10 protein-coding genes are annotated in these 17,765 nt (G+C 31.5%); 2 read left to right on the forward strand and 8 right to left on the reverse strand.

What is annotated here, in order from left to right:
• The first annotated feature begins 58 nt into the window (after nt 1-58).
• Entirely contained in the window at nt 59-1,759 is a 1,701-nt protein-coding gene (gene cptA, locus FPB0191_RS06145; protein ID WP_039104736.1) for a phosphoethanolamine transferase CptA, read from the forward strand.
• A 72-nt stretch (nt 1,760-1,831) separates the two neighbouring features.
• Here the strand turns inward: cptA and glpG are convergent, their stop codons facing one another.
• Nucleotides 1,832-2,659, reverse strand: a complete 828-nt coding sequence (gene glpG, locus FPB0191_RS06150) for a rhomboid family intramembrane serine protease GlpG (RefSeq protein WP_039104738.1) — start codon at nt 2,657-2,659, stop codon at nt 1,832-1,834.
• Between the two features lie 166 nt (nt 2,660-2,825).
• Here glpG and FPB0191_RS06155 point away from each other — a divergent pair, with 166 nt between their 5' ends.
• Nucleotides 2,826-3,326, forward strand: a complete 501-nt coding sequence (locus FPB0191_RS06155) for a thermonuclease family protein (RefSeq protein ID WP_039104745.1) — start codon at nt 2,826-2,828, stop codon at nt 3,324-3,326.
• A gap of 236 nt (nt 3,327-3,562) precedes the next feature.
• Here the strand turns inward: FPB0191_RS06155 and cspE are convergent, their stop codons facing one another.
• The 7 genes from cspE to FPB0191_RS06185 form a co-directional block, all read right to left on the reverse strand.
• A complete protein-coding gene (gene cspE / locus FPB0191_RS06160) occupies nt 3,563-3,772 on the reverse strand; it encodes a transcription antiterminator/RNA stability regulator CspE (protein WP_039104747.1) in 210 nt (69 codons plus the stop codon).
• Between the two features lie 793 nt (nt 3,773-4,565).
• Nucleotides 4,566-5,699: a hypothetical protein gene (locus FPB0191_RS06165; protein ID WP_039104748.1), complete on the reverse strand. Its 1,134-nt coding sequence runs from the start codon at nt 5,697-5,699 to the stop codon at nt 4,566-4,568.
• An 896-nt stretch (nt 5,700-6,595) separates the two neighbouring features.
• The gene (locus tag FPB0191_RS12295) at nt 6,596-7,615 is read right to left on the reverse strand and encodes a hypothetical protein (protein WP_211305599.1); all 1,020 of its coding nucleotides are present in this window, start codon (nt 7,613-7,615) and stop codon (nt 6,596-6,598) included.
• A 17-nt stretch (nt 7,616-7,632) separates the two neighbouring features.
• Nucleotides 7,633-11,712, reverse strand: a complete 4,080-nt coding sequence (locus tag FPB0191_RS06170; RefSeq protein WP_052236823.1) for an ATP-binding protein — start codon at nt 11,710-11,712, stop codon at nt 7,633-7,635.
• An 809-nt stretch (nt 11,713-12,521) separates the two neighbouring features.
• A complete protein-coding gene (gene guaA / locus FPB0191_RS06175; RefSeq protein ID WP_039104750.1) occupies nt 12,522-14,105 on the reverse strand; it encodes a glutamine-hydrolyzing GMP synthase in 1,584 nt (527 codons plus the stop codon).
• Nucleotides 14,106-14,304: 199 nt separating this feature from the next.
• Nucleotides 14,305-16,443: a phosphate acetyltransferase gene (gene pta, locus FPB0191_RS06180; protein WP_039104752.1), complete on the reverse strand. Its 2,139-nt coding sequence runs from the start codon at nt 16,441-16,443 to the stop codon at nt 14,305-14,307.
• Between the two features lie 58 nt (nt 16,444-16,501).
• On the reverse strand, nt 16,502-17,704 hold the full coding sequence (locus FPB0191_RS06185; RefSeq protein ID WP_039104754.1) for an acetate kinase: 1,203 nt from the start codon (nt 17,702-17,704) through the stop codon (nt 16,502-16,504).
• Nucleotides 17,705-17,765 lie beyond the last annotated feature (61 nt).

Genomic DNA, 17,765 nt, shown 5'->3' on the forward strand with positions numbered 1-17,765 from the left:
GTTTTCTTAATTTTCGATTGATAGACTCCATTAAACTTTTATTAATGGAATATCAAATATGAAAAATACGAAAATAACTAATTGTATAGCCATACTCTGGCAATTTCTATTTTTTGCTTACTTTTCGTGTGGTTTACAATTGGTTTTAGTACTCACAAGACATAGTATGATTGGAGGATTACGTGATTCTCTCATTTATTCACTACTTTATTTAATTCCAGGAATATTATTTCCCAAATATACCAAAAAAATAGCTGCCATGGTAGGTTGTATATTATGGATAGCCTCCTTAATTCCAATTGGATATTTCTACATTTACAGACAAGAATTTTCTCAAAGCGTATTTTTTGTTATGTCGGAATCAAATTGGCGTGAATCCTCTGAATATTTACAACAATATTTCAGCATCAGCTGTTTAATTGTATTGATCATATACAGTATCATTGCCTATTTGCTATGGAAATGTATTCGTCCTATTAAGTTCAAACTGACTAACAAATTAATCGCTTGTTTTTTGATTATTTGTCTAGCATTTATATGGCCTTTTGTTAATTGTTTAATTTTAAAACAAAAAAACCTTGCCGGTAGTACCAAATATATTATGTCAAAAATGGAAACTACAGTACCTTGGCAATTGTTAATCAGCTTTAATAAATACCATCAGCAATTATCAAATATGCAAACACTGTTAAAACAATATGAATTAGTGCCACCCATTCTGAATTTAAAAGATAAAAATGGTGACCAACCAAGAACGTTAGTATTGGTAATAGGTGAGTCGACCACTAAAACACGTATGAGCTTATATGGTTATGAACGAAATACTACACCTTTACTCGATAAACGTTTTAAAGAGGATCCTAACTTTATCAGATTCAATGATGTCATTACTCCCAGACCTTATACTATTGAAGTATTAGAACAAGTTTTAACATTTGCTGATCAACATCATCCCGATCTTTATTCACAATCACCTTCAATCATCCAGATTATGAAACAAGCTGGTTATAAAACCTATTGGATTACAAATCAGCAAACGATGACAAGACGAAATACCATGCTGACTATGTTTTCCCAACAAGCAGATGAACAGTTCTATCTTAATAACGATCGTAATCAAAATTCTAGCCAATATGATGAAGTTGTATTTACGCCATTTCAACAAGTACTACAAGAACCAAACGATAAGAAGTTTATTATTATCCATCTTTTAGGTACTCACATGAATTATCGTTATCGTTTTCCAAAACAATATGATCTCTTTAAAACAATACCAACTAATTCTGACTTTAAATTAGATGATCGAGAATTGGAGCTTTACAATAATTATGATAATGCAGAACGATATAACGATTTTGTTGTTAATCAACTGATTGATATCTTTTCAAAAAATAACTCAAATGGTTTTTTACTTTATTTTTCTGATCACGGAGAAGATGTATTCGAAAGTCCTTCACATAAAATTTTAGGACGAAATGAAAAAGCACCGACTAAACCAATGTATACCATACCATTTTTACTTTGGTTATCACCTCAATGGCAGGAACAACACAACATAAATTATAAACAATACGTTGATCGAAAATATAGTACTGCTGATTTTATTCATACTTGGTCAGATCTCGCAGGATTAGAATATGATCTTTACGATGCAAGTAAAAGTCTTGTCAATCCTTCATTTATTAAAACACCACGTTGGATAGGTGACCCTTATATCAAAAATGGGTTAAGTGATTTTGATAAACGATTTGCTAAATAGATATTTTAGAAATACCATTTTTATAATGATTCTCAATCAATATATATCAAAATACATTTAGATATATATTGATTATTTTTTAATAAACCAGATGTCTTTAGCGGCCAACAATAGACCTATTATTAAACCCATCAAATGCGCTGTATTTGCAATTGATCCTAACCAACCAAGATAACCTGCAACTAACCAGATTAAGGCAAAAAACATCATTGTTCTATCAAAGCGTATTGGTGAGGATTTTACTTTTTCACCATATAACCAAACATAACCCATTAATGCATATACGACCCCAGACAATCCACCAAAACTTGGTCCCGATATAATACCTGTTGCATAATTAGATAATATTCCCGCAAATAACAACAATTCAAGTAGCTTAAAAGTTCCTCGATTTTTTTCAATCATGCCACCTAAATACCACCACCACATAAGATTTGAAACAATATGAATTAGAGAGAAATGAATCAATGCTGGGGTAAAGTAGCGCCAAATTTCATAAAAATGCCCTACTGTCGGATAGCCAATATAATCCAATATTTGATAAGGACCCATAATAGTATATAAAACAAATACTAAGACACAAATCAACGTGATTGAAGTGGTTAGCTTCCCGGCTGAAATAATTTTAGGTAAACCTAAATTCAATCTTATGCTTTGTTTTTCTTTAAAATGTGATCCTATCTGCCAACTAGCATTACTATATTGTGGATCAAAAGGATTTTTAAGATATGAAATAAGTTCTGATTTAACTAACGCAATAGTTTGTTCATCTTCACTATCTATGAATAATTGACTATTTCCTTCTATATCTAATTCAATATGCATTGCAATACCTTTTGTTTTCATATAATCAACAAAAGTTTGCGCATATTGTGCTTGTTTAAATGACATTAAATACATATTCATTACCATATTTTATTGAAAACAATAATTCAGCCTAATACTAAAGTATAACAAATCGAATAAATATAAAATTAAACTAACCTTTCGATTCCAATAATTTTAAAAAACATAACAAAACAACGTATAATTTATTAGAAACTGGCTTATTACGGTTACTAGTTAAATGAGAAAATATAATACACGATTTTGGATAGTAGCTCTTCTTTTTGTATCCTTTAATTTATTTGCTGAATATCCGGCAACCGTTATTCGAGTCATTGATGGTGACACGGTTGTAGTAATAACCGAACAAAAAAAGAAAACTCGTATCCGTTTAATTGATATTGATGCACCAGAATTAGGTCAACCTTTTGCAAAGAAATCTAGACAACATCTTTCATCACTTATTGCAAATAAAAAAGTAATAATACAAGAAAGCGGTAAAGACACTTACAATCGGAAATTAGCAACAATATTTTATTGTGAAGATAATATCAATGAATTAATGGTTAAAGAGGGCTATGCGTGGGCTTATCGTTACAATAACATAGCTTCTAATCCTAAAATGGTAAAATTTGAAAGGCAAGCAAAGCAAAAGAAGTTGGGTCTTTGGCAAGATAAAAAACCGATAGAACCCTGGAAATATCGACAAATTCAAAAAAACTTACATAATTTTATTAAATAAAATGTTTACCTAATAACATTCATTGAACAAATTAAATTGAATAACAATGATAAGTAAAAACAAGAGTTAAAAACTTAAATTAAAATGGAATAATGTGATAAGAAAGGATTAATATCAGTCTTTACATTATGCAATACCCAAAGGGGTATTGCAAATAACAGAAGATTCACTGGAATCAAAGTTTTAAAATCTAAAAAAACATCATTAATTTTTTGTAGATTTTAAGACTATTATGCTTAGATTACTCTAACATCTGCAGCAGCTGGACCACGAGCACTGTCTTGAATTGAAAACTCAACGTTTTGACCTTCCGCTAAGGTTTTAAAACCATCATTTACGATTGCAGAAAAGTGAACAAAAACATCTTTGCTACCATCAACAGGAGTAATAAATCCAAAACCTTTACTTTCGTTAAACCATTTTACTTGGCCAGTTTTTTTAGTCATCTAAAAATATCCTAAATATATAAACAAAATAAAACACATAGTTAATCTATGTGGATCAACATATAACTTACAAATCTTATTTATAACGCTAGAAAGAAGCTAAAGCTGAAGAAAACTAACACGGTTTGGCAAGTAAACTATTAACGACTTATATTCAAATTCTAATGCTTTAATAGAGCTGCATGTTGTATGCATGCCCATATTAACGCATATTACCTTACATATAGCAAGCTTATTTTGAATTTTTTTCTTAATGATAATTTTACAAAAACTAGATAAAAAAATATTATAATTAAGATTGAAGCTCTCTCTTTTTAGAATAAGACTCTATTACTTTCATAAAATCAAACTGTTGAATAATTTTCCCTATTTGTAATTTGTTTTATTCATGAGTAAATTCAATATAATCGTCACACCTTCAACCATTTATAATATTGTTGTTATTGCTGGCACAGTTTCACTTAGATGACACTAGAGAAACAACGATAGGATTTTTGGCAAATTATGTGAACTTATATACTTTTACTGGATAATGTATACTATTCAAGTTATTGAAGACAGAATCAGTGTTTAAGTAACGCAATAAAAGTGTATTTTTTATCAAATTCATAGAACTGTAATTTGATTAAGAACCAAAATATGTTTCTACTTAAATTGCGTTACATTACTTAATTTTTAAAACGAAGAAATTAAACTTAAAACTAGCTGAAGAGAAAATGCATTACAATGCGATAATACCAAAATTCAAATTCAGCGTTCTTTAGCTAATAATTTTTTGTTTAATTGCTGTAATTCAAATTTCCTTAGGCCAATGCCCGGTTGTTTCACATAGCCACTTTAAGACTCGTTTGCTATAGGAACGATCATTAAAATATGCAATTAGCGAATAAATTAATAACGTCAATGGAGGATAAATAATCTTTAATCCTATTAACCCTAATAGCATAATACCATTAGTTGGAGACCAACCATCAAAAATTCCATATGCTATTGCTAGTAAAAACAATACGTTATAGGAAGGATCGAGATACCAATGACGTAGTAAAATTTTTGCTTTTCTTCTACTTATCCAAATACAGTGACTAATTAGGTAACTTGAACCATCGCTATGATTAACAATACCTCGGATTTTATTTTTTTCCAATACTAAGCTGAGTCTATCTTTAGAGGCAATAAAGGTCGGGTGGTTAATGTTATAAATAACAGGTACAAGAAAGTTAGATAAAACGAGGCTAGACTCTTTTATTGTAAAAGAACTGGCATTGAAATTAAATGATATTTCCTGCCAAACATTTACTTTTATAGATGATGATGATGATGTTGATGATTTTTTCATTTTGCTAGTAACATTAGTAGCAATTCCTTCATAAATAGGTAAGTCTGTTACTGCACAACATAAGGGTTGGCGTTCTTCTAAAAGCGAATTCTTCATAAACCCAAAATCACCGCCTTTTAATCTAAAATATTGCTTACGTAAAAAAATTTGTTTAGGTAAAAATAAATTTATTAAATTAAATAAATTTAGACAAATGTACCCTGCTATCATTAAAAACAGAAAACCATTCAATATTAGTGATATGATATCTATATTTAGCCAAACAAATAACAGCCCTAAAAATGCTAAAACTAGCATAATTAACATAAGACGATATGGCATATCATAATTAAATTTATCCTTAATTGCCAAATCACCTTTAGATGAAACTAGCCAATGAAGCCAATAAGTACCATCATCAAGCTCATGAGAACCGACATGGATAACATCATCTTTTTTTAATTCATCTAAAACCTTTACATCAATAAATTGATTTCGATAAAAAAAATAGACCTCTTTATTGGTAATAATACGACAACAAATCTTACCTGAATCTAAAAACCGGTCATATCGATTAAATTTTGCAGTAATAAATTGACAATTATTTTTCATATTTCTCTTTTTTAAATTTTATTATTTTATTTTGTAATCTAATTATTTATTTAGTTAATTATTAATAACCGTGACATTATTTCATTTTACAATGAAAATATTTCAAATATTTTACTATTTTAACAGATTAACAATCATGTAAATGTAAATAATATTACTACACAACTTAAAAGAGGGGAAATGAAAAAATAGACAAGAAAATCTGGTTACGATATTTTAAAGAAAAATAACAATTAATATCAAGTTTGATAAGTGAACAGTATTTTCTACAAGACATCTATCATCATTTACAGCGTAATGAAAAGCTGAAAACATGATTATTTAATTTTTATAAAATAATTTGAAGCAGGCATTATGAATTAATCAATAGTGCATTAAAATCAGAAAAGAAGATATAAAAAAATAAATAGTTATTTTATTTACTCAATACCATGATTCAATTTATTAGCAATCCACACTCTTAGTTTTTTATTCAACGTTCTTGATGATAAAACCCAAATCCCTTTAGTTTCACACGGAACTGTTACAGATATAAAATAGCGTTGATTGGGGGAAATGTCGTTATGTAAATCTACATGCTGATTATAATCAAATTCGAAAAGAATTGTTAAACTATTATTGGATGATAAAAATCAGTTTATCGATCATTCGCAATGTTTAATCTGGTATGTAACGGCACAAGCGATTATTTAAATGCATATGCATTATTATAATTAGTTGTTATAACTTTTAGTTTTAATAATGTTTAGAATCTGATACTAAATAAAAAGCCATTCTTGTGGAATGGCTTTTTTATATTGATGAAAGTTAACAATTGAGAAAGATATACACCTACTCAAGAGTCATATGATATATAACATTTTTAAAAGTAAATAAATTATATTTTATTTAAAAATTTATACCTCTATTTTTCTTGAACGGATCAAATGTTCTCTAAGATAGTAGGCTCTAGCGGACCCCGTTTCAATCACTCCATTTAGTAATATCATACATGAATTAAACATTTCTTTAGGTAATGAACCAAGATTTTCAACTTGTAAATAATGCTGGATAGACATTTCAAGGTAATAAGCTGTATTCAGCCGTTTTGAAATTATTGATGAATTCTTATCAAAATAATTAGCAAGAATAGAAATACCTTTATTGAAAAATAATGTTGGGAAATAATGAATCAATGAAGCTAAGCCTTCAAAAACATAGCTATTACTCGCCGTCTCTTCTGCAAATTGCAGTATTGCGTTAGCTCCCCCAGAAATATAGCGGGATTCATCAATATGCCCTTGCCATTTTCTTCCTGAATAAAGCATATCTTTTAATAGGAGAACACTGTCCGTTTCAATCCCAGAATAACGCACATTCATTTCGGTTTGAGCTAGTTTTTTAACATCAGGAGCTAACATATTCCAAAGCAACCATATAGACTGAGGTTCGTTTTTTCGTTCCATTTCCGCTTCAAAACTAACTTTTACTGAATACATAAAAGCAGGGGCTTTCTGGCAAGCTTCAATTAATAAACTCTTATAAGGGTGAAAATTCTTATTTCTTAAAAAAACAATATGTTCAATAAAACACTCTTCTATTTCTCGTTTTATTTCATGATGTAATTCTTTATCTGAATCCTGATCTGAGAAGTGACTTTTATATTTATATTCATTTTCAAATAAAATATTTATTAGTTTCTCTATCAAAAGAATATGATTTTGTTCCTCTGAGCCTAAAGGAACGATAAACATTGCAACAGAAATAAACCATGGTAGATGACTTGAAAGTTCAACATCATCAAGGATTGGCTGATATTTTCCTTGAATTAAATTCTGTCGAAAAGTTCGAATTAAATTCTCCCAATTTTTTATGGCTTCATCCAATTCATGTTTTTTTATATAATAAAATCTCCAAGCTTTACAATTTTCCTTCATAAATTTAGGAAACTCTATCATTCCGTATAAGCAGTTTGTGGCAAACTCAGCATCCCTTTGCCAAAGGAAATCTCTAATACCTTTGGCTGTTTTTTTCTTACAGTTGCATTTGGGTGAGTTAAAGCTATAACTATTAATTCTTTTAATTGCTCTTTTTCATCTTCTTCGGTGTAGTCAAATAATATAGGTAGAACATAAGCACAAGCCGCAGAACCAAATGAATCGCTAATATCGTCTGATAATTCTGAATAGTCATTGTTTGCATCTTTAATGGCAGCCTCACAAATAAGTAAACTACACCATTCTAAATCTTCATCAGTCAAGTTCTTTGCGTGATCGCGCATACAAATCGCGGCTGTTTTAATAATAGCTCCTAGAGCCATCATAGAATATGATTCCTGAATTTCATTTTCTTGCCAAGCTGTAAATAATGTTTTTGCCAATAACAGGGCTTTATCAATATTTATTGATTTTTTGTCACTTACTTTCTTTAGATCTAACATATCATGAGTCCATACATAAAGTGTATGGATTGAGGTATCGTGTTGGTGCTTTTTTTGATAAACTTGCTGGGAATATTGCAACTCATTAGGTAAATTTGAACTGTTTTGTAATAGTAATCTATTATTTTCTTGATCTACAATAACTTCCCACTGGCGACTATCTGAACGATAAATTAGAAACTTTAAGTTCTCATTGTTAGTTTGTTTTGCAATATTAGATAATTCATCAAGTATTTCTAATACATCTTCTCTATATAATTCATTAAGTTGCAACTCACACAATAATGTTTCTAATGTGTTTTTTCGCCATGATTTTTGATTAGAGTCGATACGTTCCCGACGATAGTATGGAGTCATAATATCATTATCGATACCAAACCAGTGTGGATGATTTTCTCCCATCTCATTCGCAAATCTTTTTATATCTAAAAAATATAGGTCATAGTTTCTTAATAAGGGATAAGCCGCTTTTCCTACCTTTCTAGGAAAACCTACTGCAATCGATGCCAGTACGGATGTTGGCATAACTGAATTGCTGGCACGTAATGTATAATCAAATATCCATTCAATAAGGTTAATTTCAGCATTAGGTATTATTTCTATCAACCAGTTTTCCAGAGCCATCAGTGCACACTGTAAAATATAAGGTAATGTTGATGAACCTCGATAACCTTTCCATAAATATGGGGAAGCATATTGTTTAATAACGGTTCCATCATTAAGGGTTAATTCAATTTGTTTTGCAACAGTTTCAAAAGCCATTATAGAATGCTCTTCATCTTCTTTGGCTTTCGAAAAATCAGAATTAGCGTATGATTGAGCTGTAGTGTTAAATAATTGAATAATAAAATCTAACCCCAATCTTGTATGGAAGTTTAGAAGTGGCTTAAATGGTCCCTTCATACCACTTGCTGGAAAGAATCCTTTTTCATACTCAAGTCCAAAGTATTCATTAAAACCCATACGTGCATACCTTCCAAAAATATCTTCATTTTCTTCTATCGGTAGAGATAAACATTCATGCCACACTAATTTAATAATTAATTTAGGTGAATATTTACAAATAAATGGTACATATGGGCTAACAAACAGCAAATTAATCAATGTATCAACATAAGCAAGTCTTTCGCTAGGTTTTTGAGAAATAAATACATCCTTCTCCATTAACTCATTAAATTCACCGTCTATTGCTAAGCTTACTCTAATTAAAATACTTAGTATAATTTCTCGGTGTTTTTTATCATTATCTTGATATGAGTCTTTAATTGGTTCCAAAAGCCATAATGCAATCAGACCAACTGTTCGTGCAAATTCCGGCAGATTATTTTGAATGTTAATGATCTTACACCACTCATCCATTAATTGTATTAATTGAGGTTTGGCATTGTCTGTTATTTTTTCAAGATTTTCATAGATGAAATCAAATATACTTTGCCATCCCTTACCATTAGGTTTTAAAAATAATGTGTTAGTTTGATGACTATCATGCGCCTTGTTATTTAACTGTAATGAGACTGGTTTTTGGCAGGTAAGTCGAAGGATAAAACAAAACCTGATTAAAAAATAACACTCATTTTCTAATAAGATATTAGTCATGGTTTTAATAAATTCATCAGGACAATCACTTTGTAAAAGTGCAGAAATAACTTCATCCTTCCAATGATTATCAATGTTATCTGTGAGTAGTAGTTTATAAATAAAGTCAATATTAATTTCTTTATATTTTATTTGTTGGAAAAACCATAAACGAAAAGCACGATTTATTGCGGGCTCATTACCAATAGAACGCAAAAATAGTTTAATATCATGGCGGTTTTTTGCATATTCTTTTGATATAAACTCTTCTAAAGCCCAATCTTCGAGTACATCATGCTTTGGGCTAATAACATATTTTTTTGAATCCCTATGAATTAAATTATCAGCTTCGAGTTTTGCAATTACCTCAGAATCATAGTCGTCTTCGTCAACACCAAATGTCATTTCTTTAGCACGTTTTTTTGCAATTTCAATAAATGTCATTTTTCTTTTTATGTGCATACCTAATTTTCTATCTGAATCACGCGATATCACACTTTGCCAAATAATTTCTTTAAATTCTTTTTCGGTGTTATTGGCATTAAATTTTGCGCCATTGTTTATTGCTCGCATAGCTAGTTCAATATAAAACGGAATGTGTAGTAACTTATTTAATGATTGATTTTCTAAAAGTGTTTTTAATGCAGGTATCTTACTACCCAATTCTTCAATTTGATCGTCAGAAAATGGACCAACATTGATACTTTCATAAAGTATTCCTCTTGGCTGAACATAATTAAACATAATCTGTTGATAAGCATAGTCTCGCCCAGTTGCAATAATTTTCCAGCCAGTCTGTTTTTTTAAGAATTGTAATAGATCAATAAAAGCATTATTTAAATTTAGCTCTAATATCTTTTCTAATGATTCAATAACTAAAATTTTTTCAGGTAGAAGAGAAAAATAACCTTCTAGTTGAGAAAGCGAAGATGCTAATCCAAAAGAAGCAAAAACATCGTTAATATGACCTTTATCCAGATCCTCTGTTCGTAAATAAAAAGTAGAGACTTCAAGATTTCTATCTAATATAAAATCACGAATGATGGCTGATTTTCCTGTCCCTCTTGCTCCAGTAACAAACAAAAAATCATGGTTACTTAGTTTTTCATATATATCAGTTAAATAATCGGCACGTATAACATGCATATCAATGATGCAACTATTAATACCATTAAAAACGTAATCACTGCGCTCTTTCAATAAACGAATATCTTGATAAACAGAATTAATAATTTTTTTATCAAAAAGGTTACGAATTTCTTGTGAAACATTATCTAATTCTAATGTACCTGCATTTTGATTAAACTCCTGTGTATACGTTATAACTTTTGACAGGACTAATGATGGAGTTTGAGATGAGCAGGTTTCAATAAGTGAGCATAACAAGTTTGCGACAATAGAAGATTTAGAATCTAGATCATAAGAAATTACTTGAAATGTTTTTAAAAATAACCAAAATTCCTCATCTGTTATAGCAGCCTGATTGGCCATATTAAGCTGGTGACGAAAAACCTCTAATTTATTAATTTTATCTTTACTTGTGAAGCCTTTAGTATTTACTTTTTTAATAAACTCAGAAGAACTAGATGCATATTTTGCCCAATCAAGAATTGGTAGTATATTATTTATGTCATTTTTTGATAATGTTCCTGTAATTAGCACAATTAAATCAGCATTAAGATTGAAATGGTCGCTTTTAAAATCATGCCATGCATTATTAATAACCTCTTTAAATATACTATCTCTTTCAGTCATTGATATTTCATGTTTTATTTGAGCAAACAGCTTATTTTCAGATCCTTTACTATCTACTGCATAAAGTAAGAAGTCATCAGTGTTAATTCCTTCATATTTACTTTGAAATTTAATTTTTTTTGCTTTCATCGTAGAAGAAAGGCATGGAACATATAAACCTGCTAATAATGCGATAACAAAAGTTGCTTGTACCCGTGTCTCAAAATTAACTCCACCCCCACCAGTTGAAAAAGGATTACTTTGTTGTTTTAGATTATTAGCCATAATGATCCCTTATACTTTAAAAGAAATGTTATTTTGATTTAGATACTTTTATTAATGTATATTATCTCATTTAAATAAGATATGAACATATGCTGTACTAACTGTTGATTTTAATTATATGATCTCGATAAACAATACAAATAAAATAAACATTTAAAAAGCAAAATATTAAATTATTTTAATTAAAAAATTTTAATGAGAATATTAAGATGTTTTATGTCATAATATTTTTATTTTTAAATAGTCATTAATAATAGTAATATCTCATTTTTACATTTCTTATTATAATGAAATATTTGATTTCTTAAATTTTAACTACTCAATATCAACCTTAATAACATTCCCTTCAATAAAAACAAGCTTTGCATCCACTAATTTGCTTAGCCACTGAGCAGACTTCTTACCTACATCATTCCTCATTGAACATAAATCGTTGTGAATGATCGTTTTTGAGTAAGAGTCATTATCTTGTATGTGATTAAGTATATACTCTCACAAAGCAATATAATTTTTTGTCAGATTAGGAATATTTTTTAAGTTCTGGATATATACTATCACCTTATTCTAGGGCTGTTCTTGATATCTCACTGATAAAATTAGCTACTGAACATCATAACCCTTTGCTTTTAATGGTTTCAATTAACATATAGATTTCCTAATAAAAGCTAATTAATTTTCCGATTATATTTTACGTGAAAATTTAAAGATATACTGGATGATAGTTCTTTTAAAGGCACAAAAAAACCAGTGATATAACTAATATCACTGGCTTTTATATATACTCATTAAAATTTACAACTAAAAAATCTTTACTCCCATTCAATAGTCGCTGGGGGTTTACCACTTATATCATAGACAACACGTGATATGCCATTGACTTCATTGATAATGCGGTTCGATACTCTTCCTAAGAAGTCGTAAGGAAGATGAGCCCAATGGGCGGTCATAAAGTCGATAGTTTCTACAGCACGCAATGACACTACCCAGTCATATCGGCGTCCATCCCCCATAACTCCAACCGAGCGTACCGGTAAAAATACGGTAAATGCTTGGCTGACTTTGTGGTATAGGTCAGCTTTGTAGAGTTCTTCAATAAAAATAGCATCAGCTTGCCTTAATAAGTCACAATACTCTTTTTTCACTTCACCTAATACACGTACGCCTAAACCAGGTCCAGGGAATGGATGACGATAAAGCATATCGTATGGTAAACCAAGCTCCAGACCGACTTTTCGTACTTCGTCTTTGAATAACTCTCGTAATGGTTCAACTAAGCCCATTTTCATATCTTCGGGTAAACCACCGACATTATGGTGAGATTTGATGACATGAGCTTTACCGGTGTCAGCAGCAGCAGATTCAATAACATCTGGATAGATAGTTCCTTGGGCAAGCCATTTGACATCTTTTAATTTTGCTGCTTCTTCATCAAAAACGGCAATAAATTCACGACCAATGATTTTACGTTTAGCTTCTGGATCGGTTTCGCCTTTTAATGCAGCCATAAAACGGTCCTCAGCATTAACGGCAATAATATTTAATCCAAATTTATCACCAAACATCTCCATTACTTGCTTTGCTTCATTTAAACGCAGTAAACCATGATCAACAAAGACACATGTTAACTGATCGCCGATTGCTTGATGTAATAATAGTGCCGTAACGGATGAGTCAACACCACCAGAAAGACCTAATAACACTTTATCGTTGCCAACTTTCTCTTTAATACGGGCAACGGCATCGGTAATGATAGAAGACGGTGTCCATAATTTTTCACACTGGCAAATATCAATAACAAAACGTTGTAGTAACTCTAATCCCTTAACAGTATGTGTTACCTCAGGATGAAACTGCACACCATAAAACTGTTTTTCATCGTTGGCCATAATGGCAAATGGACATGTCTCGGTTTGGCCGATTAGAGTAAACTCATTGGGCAATGAAGTAACTTTATCTCCATGACTCATCCATACATCAAGTTGATCAATACCCAAATCATTAGTGCTATCTAAAATACCCTCAGTTAATTTTGATTTTGCAACAATATCTACTTTAGCATAACCAAATTCGCGTTGATTAGATGCCGTAACTTGTCCGCCCTGACCTACTTGGATTGCCATAGTTTGCATACCATAGCAGATACCTAATACAGGTACACCAGCATTAAAGACATATTCAGGTGCTCTCGGGCTATTTTCTTCCGTAGTACTTTCAGGACCACCAGATAAAATAATACCTTTAGGATTAAATTGTTTAATTTTTTCTTCCGAAACATCCCACGGCCAAAGTTCACAATACACGCCAATTTCCCGAACTCTTCGAGCAATTAATTGCGTTACTTGTGAACCAAAATCCAAAATTAAAATACGCTGCTGGTGGATGTCTTTTTTCATGAAGTTTTTCCTAATTAGCAATTGAATATTATGAACTGAAAATAAACATCAAAACATAAGTTATTGATTTTATTGTTAAATATAGCTTTTAATAATAATCTTAATAAATATACGATAATAAGATTATTATTAAATACTCTAAAACAATATGAGGCGATATATTATCACCTCATATGTATTATTCTACTTGAAAAAATGATTATTGTTGAGTCGCTTGAATCGCAGTTAAAGCAATTGTATAAACAATATCATCTACCAATGCGCCTCGGGATAAATCATTCACTGGTTTACGCATACCTTGTAACATTGGACCAATTGAAACCAGATCAGCAGAACGTTGTACCGCTTTGTAGGTAGTATTACCTGTATTTAAGTCAGGGAAAATAAATACAGTTGCTTGACCCGCTACTTGTGAATTTGGCGCTTTAGATTTAGCAACATCAGGCATTACCGCTGCATCATATTGTAAAGGTCCATCAATTAATAAATCAGGACGTTTTTCTTTTGCAATACGCGTTGCTTCTTTTACTTTCTCAACATCGGCACCTTGTCCAGAGTTACCTGTTGAGTAAGAAATCATAGCAACTTTTGGCTCTATACCAAAGGCAATCGCAGTATCCGCTGATTGAATTGCAATTTCAGCTAATTCTTGTGCATTAGGATCTGGATTAATAGCGCAGTCACCATAGATATAAACTTGCTCAGGCATTAACATAAAGAACACTGATGAAACAAGTGAACTACCTGGGGCAGTTTTGATTAATTGTAATGGTGGGCGAATAGTATTAGCTGTAGTATGAACAGCACCGGATACTAAGCCATCTACTTCATCACGTTCCAACATCATAGTTCCTAAAACAACATTATCGGCAAGTTGTTCTCGAGCTAAAATTTCGGTCATACCCTTATTTTTACGTAATTCAACTAAACGAGGTACATAATTTTCACGAATCGCCTCTGGATCCATGATCTCAATGCCTGCACCTAAAGTTACCCCTTGGGTAGCTGCAACACGTTTAATTTCATCAGGATTTCCAAGTAATACACATTTAGCAATACCACGTTCAGCACAGATTACAGCGGCTTTAATAGTACGTGGTTCATCACCTTCAGGTAAAACAATCGTTTTGCCTGCCTTACGTGCAAATTCAGTTAATTGATAACGGAAAGCCGGTGGTGACATACGAGCGATTCCTGAAGTAGATTCATTTTTCAGTGCTTTAATCCATTCAGAATCAATATGATCTGCCACAAAATTTTGTGTATTATCTAAACGTTCTTTATCATCGACAGGAATTTCAAGATTAAAACGTTGCAAGTTGATCGAAGTTTGGAAAGTATTAGTATCAACACTAAAAACAGGTAAACCTGTCTCAAATGCTGGTTTACAAAGTTTTGCAACATTTGCATCAAGTTCATATCCACCGGTTAAAAGTACGCCACCGATCTCAGTACCATTCATAACTGCTAAAGAAATAGTTGTAATAATATCAGCGCGATCAGCAGAAGTTACTAATAATGCATTAGGTCGTAAATGAGAAATGATATTAGGAACGCTACGAGAACAGAAGGAAACATGTTTGATACGACGTTGTTTAATACCACCTTCATTAATAATTTTAGCTGATAAGTGATTTGCCATATCAATAGCACGGCATGCTGTTAAATCAATATTCCATGGAATACATCCTAATACAGGCAATGGACTATGTTGTCTTAAATCTTCAATAGTAATTGTTTTACCATCAAATTTTGGTGTATGGTAAATATCTGAAACATCAGGTCGAGCTAGTGTTTGCGCATCAATTGGTGCATTCACTTTATTAATAATAACGCCTGTAATTTTCTCGTTTTTAACACCACCAAAGTTAGATCGCGCAATCTCAACGCGTTCTTTTAATTGTTCTGGGGTATCACTTCCCATAGACATGACGAAAATAATTTCAGCACCTAAGGTTTTAGCAATATTATAATTCAGTTCACTTGCAAACGGATAATTATTGGTTGGTACGATACCTTCAACAAGCACAACTTCTGATTGCTTATTATTTTCAGCAAACAAAGCTATAATCTCTTCCATTAATACATCTTGCTGATTTAGACCTATTAACTTTTCCACATGACTCATTTTCAGAGGTTTATTTGACGGAATTGATGTATTGCTTTGAATTAAGGTAGTAGTTTGATCAGGACGATCACCACCTAGAGCAGGTTGCGCAACAGGTTTAAATAAACTGATTTTTACCCCTTGACGTTCCATTGAACGAATAACGCCTAAGCTCACGCCTGTTAAACCGACATTTGAAGACGTAGGGATTAACATAATTGTACGAGCCACTTTTGTACTCCTTTTTCTTTTAACCTAAAAAAACCGCCAGATTTGGCGGTCAATTATTTTATGCTGTCAAACGTGCAGCATCTTGCGCAATAACCAATTCTTCATTGGTCGGAATTACCATCGCAATCGCCGAACCATCTTTAGTAATCGTTCCGCCTTTACCAAAACGAGCTGCTAAATTACGTTCTTGATCGAGTTCAAATCCTAGTAAACCTAATTTTTGTAAAGCCATACGACGAACTTCTTCAGAGTTTTCACCAATACCACCTGTGAAAACAATTGCATCCAAACGACCATCTAATAACATTGCATAACCACCAATATATTTTACTAAACGGTGCACAAATACATCTAGAGCATTTTTAGCATTTTCATCCGTTTCATAATGGTCAGTTACATAACGGCAGTCACTACTAACACCGGTTAGACCTAATAAACCAGATTTTTTGTTTAATAGGTTATTAATATCAGCTACTGACATTTTCAAATTATCATGTAAGAAGAACATAATAGCTGGATCAATATCACCACTACGTGTACCCATGACTAAACCTTCAAGAGGAGTTAAGCCCATTGAAGTTTCAACACATTTACCATTCTTAACTGCAGAAATTGAAGCACCGTTACCTAAATGACAAGTAATTACGTTAGTTTCTTCTACTGGTTTATTCAATAATTTAGCAGCTTGTTGGCTAACATAATAATGACTAGTCCCATGAGCACCATATCGACGAATACCATATTTTGTATATAATTCATTTGGAAGCGCATATAAATAAGCTTCTTTTGGCATGGTTGTATGGAAAGCGGTATCAAATACTGCTACGTTCTTATCTTTCAAATGTGGGAAAGCTTTAAATGCTTCTTCGATACCGATAAGATGAGCTGGGTTATGTAAAGGAGCAAATGCTGATGCGTCTTTAATACCTTGTAATACACTATCATCAATAACAACAGATTGTGTATATTTTTCTCCACCATGAACAATACGATGTCCAATGGCTTTAATGTTAGCTAATAACTCTGGCTTTTTAGAAAAGATTTCTTTAACTAGATAGTTAATCGCTTGACTATGCGCGGCGCCTGCACCTAAAGATGCTTCACCTTTTTCACCGTCTAATTTCCATTTAATACGCGCATCAGGAAGATTAAAACATTCAGCCAAACCAGAAATATATTCATCACCATTTTGTGGATCGATAATGGCAAATTTTAATGATGAACTGCCACAGTTCAAAACGAGAACAAGATTACTCGACATAATAAATCCTTTTTTAAAATAAAACAAAACCACCAACCAAAATGGGGATGGTTAAACTTAT

Source organism: Frischella perrara, assembly GCF_000807275.1.
Taxonomy (GTDB): domain Bacteria; phylum Pseudomonadota; class Gammaproteobacteria; order Enterobacterales; family Orbaceae; genus Frischella; species Frischella perrara.

Coding starts and splice junctions, on each gene's coding strand:
- FPB0191_RS06185 (WP_039104754.1), bottom strand. CDS start 17,704: ATGTCGAGTAATCTTGTTCTCGTTTTGAACTGTGGCAGTTCATCATTA.
- FPB0191_RS06165 (WP_039104748.1), bottom strand. CDS start 5,699: ATGAAAAATAATTGTCAATTTATTACTGCAAAATTTAATCGATATGAC.
- FPB0191_RS06170 (WP_052236823.1), bottom strand. CDS start 11,712: ATGGCTAATAATCTAAAACAACAAAGTAATCCTTTTTCAACTGGTGGG.
- cspE (WP_039104747.1), bottom strand. CDS start 3,772: ATGACTAAAAAAACTGGCCAAGTAAAATGGTTTAACGAAAGTAAAGGT.
- FPB0191_RS06155 (WP_039104745.1), top strand. CDS start 2,826: ATGAGAAAATATAATACACGATTTTGGATAGTAGCTCTTCTTTTTGTA.
- cptA (WP_039104736.1), top strand. CDS start 59: ATGAAAAATACGAAAATAACTAATTGTATAGCCATACTCTGGCAATTT.
- guaA (WP_039104750.1), bottom strand. CDS start 14,105: ATGAAAAAAGACATCCACCAGCAGCGTATTTTAATTTTGGATTTTGGT.
- FPB0191_RS12295 (WP_211305599.1), bottom strand. CDS start 7,615: ATGAAGGAAAATTGTAAAGCTTGGAGATTTTATTATATAAAAAAACAT.
- glpG (WP_039104738.1), bottom strand. CDS start 2,659: ATGTATTTAATGTCATTTAAACAAGCACAATATGCGCAAACTTTTGTT.